Raw genomic sequence first — 11,976 nt, forward strand, 5'->3', positions numbered from 1 at the left:
ATACTTCTCCACCCAGGGATGGTCCGGGGAGCACTGGAGGGCGAAGTCGAGTGCGACCTCCATGCCCAGCTCGCGGGCCCGGCCCACGAAGTGGTCGAAGTCCTCCAGCGTCCCCAGCAGCGGATGGACGCTGTCGTGCCCGCCCTCGGGGGAGCCGATCGCCCACGGCACGCCGACGTCGTCCGGTGCCGGGGTGAGGGTGTTGTTGCGGCCCTTGCGGTGCGCGGTGCCGATGGGGTGGATCGGCGGGAGGTAGACCACGTCGAAACCCATCCGCGCGATGGCGTCCAGCCGCCGGGCCGCGGTACGGAACGTGCCGTGCGGGACCTCCTGCGTGCCCTCCGACCGCGGGAAGAACTCGTACCACGAACCGAACAGCGCCCGCTCCCGCTCGACCAGCAGCGGCATCGGCTCCGACGCCGACAGCAGATCCCGCAGGGGATGGGCGTCCAGAACCTCCGTCACCTCCGGGGAGAGCGCGGCGGCGAGCCGCCAGGAGGCCGGGCGGTCCGCGTCGCGCAGGGCGGCGGCGGCCGTCAGGACGGGCTCGCGGCGGTGCTCCGGCACCCCCTCGGCGGCCCGTTCGTACAGCCGGGCGCCGTCCTCCAGCACCAGGGCCGTGTCGATGCCCGCCGGGATCTTCACCGACGCCGTGTGCCGCCAGGTCGCCAGCGGATCGCTCCACGCCTCCACCGTGTACGTCCAGCGGCCGGTGCCGGACGCGGCGACCGTCGCGCCCCACCGGTCGGTGCCCGGCGCGAGTTCGCGCATCGGGGTCCACGGACCCGGACGGCCCTCGGGGTCGCGGAGCACCACGTTGGCGCCGACCGCGTCGTGCCCCTCCCGGAACACGGTCGCCGACACCTCGAACGGCTCGCCGGTCACCGCCTTGGCGGGCCTGCGCCCCTGTCGCACGACGGGGCGCACGTCCAGGACCGGTATACGACCGGTGGTGACGGGCGGGTCGGGTGTGGCGGCCGGTGCCGGTGCGTCCCGCAGCGGCCCGGTGTCCGCCGGGGCGCCGGTCTTCGCGGTGCCGCTCTTCGCCGCCTGCGCGGCCGGGTCGCGTGGCTGCCCGGCGGGCTTCCCGGACTTCTTGCCGGAACCCTTCCGTCCGGACGCCTTGCTGTTCGTAGGGGGAGGTGACGAGTGGTGCGTGGCGGGCATGACCGCTCCTGTCCGCGTCGCCGTGGGTGTGGGCGGATGGTCGATGGGAGGTGGGTCCTGCGGGGGCGTGCTGGGGTGCCGCTGCGGGATGTACCGGAGGAGCCTTCCCACCCTTTTCGGGTGGGCAATCCGGAACTTCGGTTAACTACTCGCGCGTAGTGCTGCGTTCAGGACCCACCCCCCTTTCTCCAGGTGCCCCCGCCCCGGACGCCGTAACGCCCCGCCGCCGTGCTCCCCGTGCTCCGGCGTGCCCCGACACCCCCGGCCGCCGGGTCCCCGCCGACGCCCCGGTAACCATTACGGTCGGACCCTGACGACGAGACGTACAGAGCGGTACGTCTCACCCCGCAACGCGTCGAGGTGGAAAGTGAAGGCGATCCGTCGGTTCACCGTCCGTCCCGTTCTCCCCGACCCCCTCCGTCCGCTGAGCGATCTGGCGCGCAATCTGCGCTGGTCCTGGCACGCGGAGACGCGCGACCTGTTCCAGTCCGTCGATCCCGACCGCTGGAGCGCGGCCGGCGCCGACCCGGTACGGCTGCTCGGCGGGGTCCGCCCCGCCCGGCTCACCGAACTCGCCGGGGACCGGCGGTTCCTGCGCCGCCTGACCGCGGCGACGGACGATCTCAACGACTACGTCACCGGCGACCGCTGGTACCAGCAGCAGGGCGACGGGCTGCCCGCCGCCGTCGCCTACTTCTCCCCCGAGTTCGGCATCACCGCCGCACTGCCCCAGTACTCGGGCGGCCTCGGCATCCTCGCCGGGGACCACCTCAAGGCGGCCAGCGACCTCGGCGTCCCGCTGATCGGCGTCGGCCTGCTCTACCGGCACGGCTACTTCCGCCAGACCCTGTCCCGCGACGGCTGGCAGCAGGAGCACTACCCGGTGCTCGACCCCTACGAGCTTCCCCTGAGCGTGCTCAAGGAGGACGACGGCACCCCCGCGCGGGTGCTGCTCGCCCTGCCCGGCGGCCGTTCCCTGCACGCCCGGATCTGGAAGGCGCAGGTCGGCCGGGTCCCGCTGCTGCTGCTCGACTCCGACGTGGAGGAGAACGACCTCGGTGAACGCGGCGTCACCGACCGGCTCTACGGCGGCGGCAGCGAGCACCGGCTGCTCCAGGAGATGCTGCTCGGCATAGGGGGTGTGCGGGCCGTGCGGACCTACTGCCGGCTCACCGGGCACCCCGAACCCGAGGTGTTCCACACCAACGAGGGCCACGCGGGCTTCCTCGGCCTGGAGCGCATCGCCGAACTCGGCGCCGCCGGGCTGGAGTTCGACGCGGCACTGGAGTCGGTGCGCGGCGGCACCGTGTTCACCACGCACACCCCCGTGCCCGCCGGGATCGACCGCTTCGACCGGGACCTGGTCGCCCGGCACTTCGCGCCCGACGCCGAACTGCCCGGCCTCGACATCCAGCGGGTCCTCGCGCTGGGCGCCGAGAGCTATCCGGGCGGCGACCCGCGCCTGTTCAACATGGCCGTGATGGGCCTGCGGCTCGCCCAGCGCGCCAACGGGGTCTCGCTGCTGCACGGCGGGGTCAGCCGGGAGATGTTCGCCGGACTCTGGCCCGGTTTCGACGCCGAGGAGGTGCCGATCACCTCCGTCACCAACGGGGTGCACGCGCCGACCTGGGTGGCGCCCGAGGTACTGCGGCTCGGGGCGCGGCAGATCGGTGCCCAGCGCGCCGAGGACGCCCTCGCGGTCGGCGGCACCGAACGCTGGGACGCGGTCGCGGACATCGCGGACGAGGAGATCTGGGAACTCCGCCGCACCCTGCGCGAACAGCTCGTGGAGGAGGTCCGCGACCGGCTGCGGGCCTCCTGGCGGCAGCGCGGTGCGGGCGAGGCCGAGCTGGGCTGGATCGACGGCGTCCTCGACCCCGACGTGCTCACCATCGGGTTCGCGCGGCGCGTCCCGTCGTACAAGCGGCTGACGCTGATGCTGCGGGACAAAAAGCGGCTCACCGAGCTGCTGCTGCACCCGGAGCGGCCGGTGCAGATCGTCGTCGCGGGCAAGGCGCACCCGGCGGACGACGGCGGCAAGCGGCTCATCCAGGAACTGGTCCGGTTCGCCGACGAGGCGAAGGTCCGCCACCGTGTGGTGTTCCTGCCGGACTACGGCATGGCGATGGCGCAGAAGCTGTACCCCGGCTGCGACGTGTGGCTGAACAACCCGCTGCGTCCGCTGGAGGCGTGCGGCACCTCCGGGATGAAGGCCGCGCTGAACGGCTGCCTCAACCTGTCGGTGCTGGACGGCTGGTGGGACGAGTGGTTCCAGCCGGACTTCGGCTGGGCCATCCCGACCGCCGACGGCGCGGGCACCGACCCCGATCACCGCGACGACGTGGAGGCGGCGGCCCTCTACGACCTGCTGGAGCGCCGGATCACCCCGCGCTTCTACGAGCGGGGGCGGGGCGGACTGCCGGACCGCTGGATCGACATGGTCCGCCGCACCCTGACCCACCTGGGCCCGAAGGTGCTGGCCGGGCGGATGGTCCGCGAGTACGTGGAGCGGCTGTACGCCCCGGCCGCGCGCTCGCACCGGGCGCTCACCCCGGACACGGCCGCCGAACTGGCCGACTGGAAGGCCAGGGTGCGGGCCGCCTGGCCCGGTGTCAGCGTGGACCACGTGGAGACCACGGCGACCACGGTCACCGCCGAACTGGGCGGCACGGTCGGGCTGCGGGTGCGGGTCGCGCTCGGTGACCTCGGTCCGGACGACGTGGAGGTGCAGGCCGTCTCCGGCCGGGTGGACGGCGAGGACCGCATCACGGACGCGGCGGTCGTCCCGCTCAAGCCGACCGGCGCCCCCGACCTGGAGGGCCGCCGGGTCTACGAGGGGCACCTCGCCCTCGACCGCACCGGCCCCTACGGGTACACCGTCCGCATCCTGCCGACGCACCGCCTGCTCTCCGCCCCGGCGGAACCCGGCCTGGTGACGGTGCCCTCCCAGGACGCGGTGCAGGGCGCGGGCGTCCTGCTGCGCTGAGCCGCGGACACGGTACGACGGCGGCCGGACTCCCTCGCGGAGTCCGGCCGCTGTCGCTGTGCGGGGGGAGTCGGCGGGGCCCCCGGTCAGACGCCCAGCGTCTTCGCCCACTCGGCGGTGGTGGACACCTCGCAACGGCGGGGGAGCAGCTTGGTCAGCAGCGCGGTGTGCACCTCGGGGTCCGGGTCCGAGGCGGCGTCGGAGAGCACGGTGACCCGGAAGTCCAGGTCGGCCGCCTGGAGCGCGGTGGACAGCACGACCCCGCTGGTGGCGATGCCCGCGAGGACGAGGTGCTCGATGCCGCGCGCGTCCAGCAACTGGCGCAGGTTGTTGCCCGCGAAGGCGCTCACCCGGTTCTTGCCGACGACCAACTCGCCCTCGCGGGGCGCCACGTCGGGGTGGATCGCCGCGTCCGGGTCGTCCGCGGTGAACAGGTGGTGCGGCAGCGCGCCGAAGATCTTGTTGCGCGGGTGCGCGTCCACATGGCCGGGCAGCAGCCGTACGACCACGTGGTACACGGGCAGCTCCGCGGCGCGGGCGGTCTCCAGCGCGGTCACGGCACGCGGGAGGTAGTCCGCCGGGGTGTGGGCGAGGTTGTGCAGCTGGAGGTCCATCAGGAGGAAGGCGGAACGGGACACGGGGTGCCTTTCGGGGGTGGGGTGGCCGGGCCGGGGTGGTCAGACCGCCGTCGTACGGCGCAGGGTGCGGTCGAAGACGGTGAGCAGCAGGTAGACGACACCGGCCGCGAGCATGATCCAGGCCAGGGTGTGCAGGCCGTGGGTGTCGGCGCGCTGCCCGTAGGCGGCGGCCGTGGTGGCGGTGGCGATCATCGAGCCGACGTAGGAGAAGGTGCGCAGCAGACCGGCCGAGGAGCCGGTGCGCTCGGGGTCGGACTGGAAGTAGACGGCGTTCTGCAGGCCCAGGCTGTTCGACCCCTGCGGGATGCCGAAGACCAGTGCCACGGCGAGCAGCATCCACAGCGGGCTGTGCGCGCCGAGCGTCAGCATCAGCGCGCAGGCCGCGATCTGCCCGACCCCGCCGGTCAGCAGCTTGCCGCGCACACTGCTGCGCCTGCCGGTGGCCATCGAGATGCCGATCGCCACCAGGGCCATCGGGAGCTGCACCAGCCCGGCGTGGAAGGGGCTCAGCCCGTAGGTGTCCTCGGTCCACTGGGAGAACCCGTAGAGGAACCCGTAGGAGACGACATAGGCGACCACCGCGCGCCCGTAGGTGGTGAGCAGTGGGCCGTTGCCGCCCAGAACACGCAGGTCGATGAAGGGAGTTGACGCGCGCAGCTCGCGGCGGGCGAAGACGGCGGCGGCGGCCAGGGTGATCAGCGGGAGGTACCAGCGGTCGGGGCGCAGGTCCATCAGGAACAGCAGGAGGGAGACCAGGACGACGGCGAAGAGGGCCATGCCGGGGAGGTCGAGGCGTTCGGTGATCCGGCGGCGGCCGGTGCCGGGGGCCGTGTCGGCGCCCGTCTCCGTGCCGGTGTCCGTGTCCGTCCGCCCGTCGGTGCCCGTCTCCTTCGGGAGGCGGAGCAGGCCCATCAGGAAGGCGACGGCGGCCAGGGGCACGTTCAGCGCGAAGGTGGCACGCCAGCCGCCGAAGGCGATCAGCAGGCCGCCCAGCAGCGGGCCGATCACCATGATGGTCTGACTGGCGACGGCCAGCGCGGTGAGCACGGTGGCCGGGCTGTCCCGCCCGGTGCGGCGGGCCTCGCTGCGGACCAGCGCCATCGACGCCGGGTATCCGGCGCAGGTGCCGAAACCGAGTACGACCCGCGCGACGATCAGCACGCCCAGGTTCGGCGCCAGGGTGCCGACGACTCCGGCGACGCCCACCAGCGCGGTCGCGGCGAGGAACATCCGGCGCGGCCCGAACAGGTCGATCAGCCGCCCGACCACCGGCTGGCCGAGCGCGGTGGCCAGATACAGGGCGGATATCAGCCACGCCGTCTGCGCGGGGGGTGCGCCGAGCGCGGCCCCGATGGGCACCAACGCCACCGAGATGATCGTGGAGTTGACCGGGTTGAGCACCGAGCCGAGCAGCATCGGGGGCAGCAGCCGCCGGTCGAACCCGGACCGCTCCGGGGCCGTCCGGGCGGGCGCCGCTTCCTTCTGGTCAGTCATGGATCAGCCGCTCCAGTACGGTCATCGCCGCGATCACGGTCCGCCGCTCCTCCTCGGTGCACTTCTCCTCCAGCCGGGCGGCGAGCCACTCCCGGCGGGCCTGGCGGCCCTCCTCGACCCGGCGCCGCCCGGCCTCGGTGAGCACCAGCAGCAGCCGCCGCCCGTCGTCCGGGTCCCGGCGCCGCTCCACCAGCCCGTCCGTGACCAGCGGGGCCACCGTGGAGGTCATCGACTGGTGCCGCATGCCCTCGGCCGCCGCGAGGTCGCTCACGGTCATGCCGCCCGCGTCGCCGTCCGACAGCAGGCCCAGCACGGCGGTCTGCCCCAGGGTGATGTCGTCCGACTCGGACGCGGTGCGGATACGGCGCCGCAGGCGCCCCACGACCGACCGCACGAGCTGGGAGGCGTGCACGGCCGACGGGGACGGCGGGTGCGGGGAGGTGTCGCTCATGACGTCCACCGTAAACAACACAGCCCGAGCTGTACAGGTGAGCTGTATTACAGGCTGCCTGTACATGTGCGGGGCGCGAAAAGGCCGGGGTGCGAAAAGGTCGGGGCGCGAAAAGGCCGGGGCGCGACCGCCGTGAGGGGCGCACCCCGGCTCGGGACAGGGGGCGTGCGTAGGAGGGAGTACGCGGGGGGCGTACGGGGGTCAGTCCTCGGAGAGTCCCGCGCACAGGCGCTTCAGCGTGGCCCCGGCCCGGCGGGCGTAGGCGTGCTGGAAACCGCGGGCGGCCGGTCCCGCGGCGCGGGCGTACCACTTGGCGGGCCTGCTGAACGCGGCCACGGTGAGCCAGACCGTGCCGTCGCCGGTGCGGTCCACCACGAAGGCCTCCTCGCCGGTCTCGGGGTGGCCTTCGAGGGTGCCGTAGGCCCAGCCGGTCCTGCGGGACTCCGTCACCGTCCAGACCACCCGGCAGGGTGCCCGGAGCAGGCCCGCCAGGTGCACGGTGACATCGACGCCGGGGGCCGCGCGCTCGGCGTCGGTCTCGATGCCCACGCCCATCGCGCGGTGCATCTCCCAGGTCAGGAGTGCTTCGGAGGCCCGCGCGAAGACCTGGCGGCCCTCACCGATGCGGGTACGGACGTACAGCGGGCGGTAGCCGGGCGGGCAGAAGGAGAGGTCGTCGCGGGTCGCACCGACCGCGTCGTGGGTGAAGGGCGCCGGGGACATGGGGCACAAGAGTAGGGCGGTACCCGGAACGGAGAACGTTCCGGGTACCGCCCTAACGGGATTGCCCCGATTGACCGGCCTTCTTCACCGGCCTCCGGGCCGCGCTAGTTGACGTTCACGGCCGCCCAGGCGGCGGCGACGGCCTTGTACTCGGCGCTGGAGGTGCCGCCGTACAGGGCGGACGCGGCCGACAGGGTGCCGGTGCGGGCGCTCTTGTAGTTGGTGGACGAGGTGAAGTACGTGGTCAGCGCCTTGTACCAGATCTGCAGCGCCTTGGCGCGGCCGATGCCGGTGACGGTGGTGCCGTTGGAGGTGGGCGAGTTGTAGCTGACGCCGTTGATGGTCTTGGCGCCGCTGCCCTCGCTCAGCAGGTAGAAGAAGTGGTTGGCGACGCCCGAGGAGTAGTGGACGTTGAGGCCGCCGAGCGAGGAGGACCAGCTGTCGGGCGAGGCGCCGTCCTTGCTGGGCTTGTCCATGTAGCGCAGCGGGGTGCCGTTGCCGTTGATGTTGATCTTCTCGCCGATGAGGTAGTCACCGGGGTCCGAGGCGCTGGCGGCGTAGAACTCGACGCCGGTGCCGAAGATGTCTGAGGTGGCCTCGTTCAGGCCGCCCGACTCGCCGGAGTAGGTGAGGCCGGCGGTGTTGGAGGTGACACCGTGGCTCATCTCGTGGCCGGCCACGTCCAGCGAGGTCAGCGGGTGCGTGTTGGCCGCGCCGTCGCCGTAGGTCATGCAGAAGCAGCTGTCGTCCCAGAATGCGTTCTGGTAGGCGTTGCCGTAGTGCACGCGGGAGTAGGCGCCGACACCGTTGTTCTTGATGCCGTTGCGGTTGAACGTGTTCTTGTAGAAGTCCCAGGTGACCTGGGCGCCGTAGGCGGCGTCGGCGGCGGCCGTCTGGTCCGTGGTCGAGCTGGAGGCGGTGCCGGTGCCCCAGATGTCGTCCGCGTCCGTGAACAGGGTGCCGGTGCCGGAGGTGCGCCCGGCCAGGTTGTACGTCTTGTGGCCGCCGCGCGTCGTGTCGTAGAGCTGGTACGTCGAGCCCGACTTGGTGGTGCCGAGGGTGACGGTGCCGGAGTACAGGGTCTTGCCGGTGCCGGTCTCGATGCCCTGGTACTCGTAGAGCTTCTTGCCGGTGGCCGCGTCGGTGATGACGTGCAGCTGGTTGGGGGTGCCGTCGTCCTGGAGACCGCCGACGACCGTCTCGTAGGCGAGGACGGGCTTGCCGGAGCCGGCCCAGACGACCTTGCGGGCGCCGTCGGAGGTGCTCTGCTCGGAGCCGAGGCTCTTCGCCGCGCCGACGGCCTGCTTCTCGGCCTTGGCGGCGGCGATCCTCGGGGTGAGCGAGGCGACCTTGATGGTGGCGTTGGTGGCCTTGGTGACGCCCTCGGTCCTGCCCGACTTCGCGGTGTGCACGACGAGGTCGCCGCCGAGCACCGGCAGGCCGCCGTAGGTGCGCTCGTAGCGGGTGTGGACGGTGCCGTCGGTGTCTCTGACGACGTCCTTGACGACCAGCTTCTCCTTGGTGCCGAGACCTATCTCCCGCGCCGTCGAGGCCGAGTCGGCGGTGGCCTGCTGGAGCAGCTCGGCGCGGGCCGGGGCGGACAGCGTCGTCGGCGCGGCGGCGAGCGGCTTGGCGGCGACCGCACCGGCCGGGTTCTGGGCGCTGGCACTGGTGGACAGACCGGTGGCGAGCAGGGCTCCGGCCGCGACAGCGGTGGCGACGGCCAGAGTGGTGCGGTTGCGACGCGCGTAGATGGGGCTCACAGAAGCTCCTTCGAGGGGAGTCCGTCCGGCGTGGGGCACCGGTCGGTGTCAGTTGTGAAGTTGCTGTGCTGCTGCGGCGGTGGAGAGAGAGTGGCACTGCCGACGCGAACATGTCAGGACCCTGAAACGATGTTGGCTGGAATTCGACGATCCGGTGAAGGGCGCGTGCGGGTGAACGGGTGCCGCCCGAGGGGATCGGACCCCTCGGGCGGCGTGGTTCGGCGGGCTCGCGGGGGGCGTCGCGCGGACGCTCCCCGCTCGCTCCGGGGGCGCTCTACGGGAAGGTGAGCTTCCAGCTGTTTATCTTCCCGGTGTCCTGCGCCGCCTGGTCCTGGACCCTCAACTGCCAGGTCCCGTTGGCTGTTTGGGCGGACGCGTTGACCGTGTACGTGGCCTGCACGTTGTCCGCCGAGTCCGAGGAGGAGGCGTTCTTCAGACGGTACGAGGTGCCGCTCGGGCCGACCAGGTCGATCACCAGGTCACCGCGCCAGGTGTGGGTGATGTCCACCGTGACCTGGAGGTTGCTTGGCGCGTTTCCGCTCCTGCCGCTGACCGTGATCGGGGAGGTGACGGCCGGTCCGTTGTCCGGTATGGAGACCGGCGTGGTGTTCTCGAACGACGTGCCGGTGCCGCCACCGCCGCCGCCCGAGCGCGCGCCGACCCCGACGCCCGCCCACGCGTCCTGTACGGCCTTGTACTCGGCGCTCGTCGTGCCGTACAGCTCACCCGCCGACGCGAGGGTGCCGGTGCGGGCCGCCGCGTAGTTGGTGTTCGACGTCCACTTGGTGCTCAGCGCGCGGTACCAGATCTGCAGCGCCTTGTCCCGGCCGATGCCGGTGACCGGGAGGCCGTCCGCGGTGGGCGAGTTGTAGTTGACGCCGTTGACCGTCTTGGCGCCGCTGCCCTCGCTCAGCAGGTAGAAGAAGTGGTTGGCGACGCCCGAGGAGTAGTGGACGTTCAGATTCCCGATCGTGGACGTGTAGTTGTCCGGGGACAGACCGTCCTTGTTCGGCTTGTCCATGTACCGCAGCGGCGTGCCGTCGCCGTTGATGTCGATCTTCTCGCCGATGAGGTAGTCACCGGGGTCGGAGGTGTTGTTCGCGTAGAACTCCACGCCGGTGCCGAAGATGTCGGAGGTGGCCTCGTTCAGACCGCCGGACTCGCCGCTGTAGACCAGGCCCGCCGTGGCCGCCGTGACACCGTGGCTCATCTCGTGCCCGGCCACGTCCAGCGCGGTCAGCGGGTCGGCGTTGCCCGAGCCGTCGCCGTACGTCATGCAGAAGCAGGCGTCCTGCCAGAACGCGTTGACGTACGCGTTGCCGTAGTGGACGCGGGAGTAGGCGGCCACGCCGTTGTTCTTGATGCCGGTGCGGTTGAAGGTGTTCTTGTAGAAGTCCCAGGTGACCGCGGCGCCGTAGTGCGCGTCCGCCCCGGCCGTGGCCGCGTTGGACACCGTCCCGTTGCCCCAGGTGTCGCTGGTCTGCGAGAACAGCGTGCCGGTGCCGGAGGTGCCGCGGTTGAGGTTGTACGTCTTGTGGCCGCCGCGGGTGCCGTCGGTCAGCGTGAACGTGGACCCCGACTGGGTCGTGTTCAGCGTGACCTGGCCGCTGTACTGGGTGTTGCCGATGCCGGTCCGCACCCCCTGGTACTCGTACAGCTTCTTGCCGGTGGCGGCGTCCGTGATCACGTGCAGCTCGTTCGGGGTGCCGTCGTCCTGGAGGCCGCCGACGACCGTCTCCCAGGCGAGGACCGGCTTGCCGGAGGCCGCCCAGATCACCTTGCGGGCCGTGTCCGCCGCGGACTTGGTGGAGCCGAGCGTCCGGGCCCGCTGGACCGCCTGCCGCTCGGCCGCGGACTTCGCCACGTCGGGCGCGAGGTCGGTGACGGCGAGCGTCGCGTTCGTCGCCCTGATCACGGACTTGGTGGCGCCGGACGCGGCGGTGTCCACGATCAGGTCGCCGCCGAGCACCGGGAGACCGGCGTACGTCCGCTCGTAACGGGTGTGCAGGGTGCCGTCGGCGTCCTTCACCACGTCCTTGACGGCCAGCTTCTCCTTCGCCCCGAGCCCGATGGACCGCGCGGTGGCGGCCTTCTCGGCGTCGGCGTCCCGGATCAGCTCGGTGCGCTGCGAGGGGCTGAGCTTCACCGCCAGGTGGGCGGCGTTCGCCTTCCCGGCCCGCGGCGCGGGCGCGGCGGAGGCCGCACCGGACTGCACGGCCACCGCGATCAGCGCGGCGACACCGGCGAGGGCGACGGCGGCGGTACGGCGGTGGGCGGCGCGGGGGTGCGGGGTGCGGGTCTGCGTGGCGTGGGGGGCGCGTCTGCGAGAGCTGCTACTCAACACTGACTCCTTCTGCGTGACCGCGGGGCGCGCGGCCGGGGAGACCGGACGGTGGGTTGTGAACGTCCGGGCAGAACAAGGGCGTTACGCGGAACCACGTGCGTGGCCCGACCCCACGGCACGCGCGGTCGCACCGGGCGTGCCAACTTGTGCGGAAGCTGTGGGTCGGCCGTGGGAAGAGTGGCAGGAGTGCGACACCTTTGTCAGGACCGTGTCACGAAGTTGGCCGGAAAGGGCAGGTTGGTGTGGTGTTCATGTTTGTTGCGGGGGTGTGGGTGGTGGTGAACGGGGTGTTGCGGCGGGGGGGCGGGGGGGGGGGGGTGGGGGGGGGTGGGGGGGGGGGGGGGGTGGGGGGGGGGGGGGGGGGGGGCGCGGGGCCGGGGGGGGGGGGGGGGGGGGGGGGGGGGGGGGGG

The 11,976-nt window shown here is 72.3% G+C and carries 8 protein-coding genes; 1 reads left to right on the forward strand and 7 read right to left on the reverse strand.

Annotation, left to right across the window (positions count from 1 at the left end; translation table 11 throughout):
• Positions 1-1,167 (reverse strand): maltotransferase domain-containing protein (locus KUM39_RS27565; RefSeq protein ID WP_217788503.1); only part of this gene is annotated, 1,167 nt, incomplete at its 3' end.
• Positions 1,168-1,534: 367 nt separating this feature from the next.
• Here KUM39_RS27565 and KUM39_RS27570 point away from each other — a divergent pair.
• Entirely contained in the window at positions 1,535-4,153 is a 2,619-nt protein-coding gene (locus KUM39_RS27570; protein ID WP_217788504.1) for a glycosyltransferase family 1 protein, read from the forward strand.
• Between the two features lie 86 nt (positions 4,154-4,239).
• Here the strand turns inward: KUM39_RS27570 and KUM39_RS27575 are convergent, their stop codons facing one another.
• The 6 genes from KUM39_RS27575 to KUM39_RS27600 form a co-directional block, all read right to left on the reverse strand.
• Positions 4,240-4,791, reverse strand: a complete 552-nt coding sequence (locus tag KUM39_RS27575; protein WP_308288262.1) for a cysteine hydrolase family protein — start codon at positions 4,789-4,791, stop codon at positions 4,240-4,242.
• Positions 4,792-4,830: 39 nt separating this feature from the next.
• A complete protein-coding gene (locus KUM39_RS27580) occupies positions 4,831-6,285 on the reverse strand; it encodes an MFS transporter (protein ID WP_246620826.1) in 1,455 nt (484 codons plus the stop codon).
• On the reverse strand, positions 6,278-6,736 hold the full coding sequence (locus KUM39_RS27585) for a MarR family winged helix-turn-helix transcriptional regulator (RefSeq protein ID WP_217788505.1): 459 nt from the start codon (positions 6,734-6,736) through the stop codon (positions 6,278-6,280). The genes KUM39_RS27580 and KUM39_RS27585 overlap by 8 nt, the downstream gene beginning before the upstream one ends.
• Before the next feature lie 201 nt (positions 6,737-6,937).
• A complete protein-coding gene (locus KUM39_RS27590; protein ID WP_217788506.1) occupies positions 6,938-7,459 on the reverse strand; it encodes a DUF1990 domain-containing protein in 522 nt (173 codons plus the stop codon).
• 104 nt (positions 7,460-7,563) lie between these two features.
• The gene (locus KUM39_RS27595; protein ID WP_217788507.1) at positions 7,564-9,222 is read right to left on the reverse strand and encodes a M4 family metallopeptidase; all 1,659 of its coding nucleotides are present in this window, start codon (positions 9,220-9,222) and stop codon (positions 7,564-7,566) included.
• A gap of 274 nt (positions 9,223-9,496) precedes the next feature.
• The gene (locus KUM39_RS27600) at positions 9,497-11,566 is read right to left on the reverse strand and encodes a M4 family metallopeptidase (protein ID WP_217788508.1); all 2,070 of its coding nucleotides are present in this window, start codon (positions 11,564-11,566) and stop codon (positions 9,497-9,499) included.
• Positions 11,567-11,976: the final 410 nt, after the last annotated feature.

Origin of the sequence: Streptomyces corallincola (assembly GCF_019104725.1) — a bacterium.
GTDB lineage: Bacteria > Actinomycetota > Actinomycetes > Streptomycetales > Streptomycetaceae > Streptomyces > Streptomyces corallincola.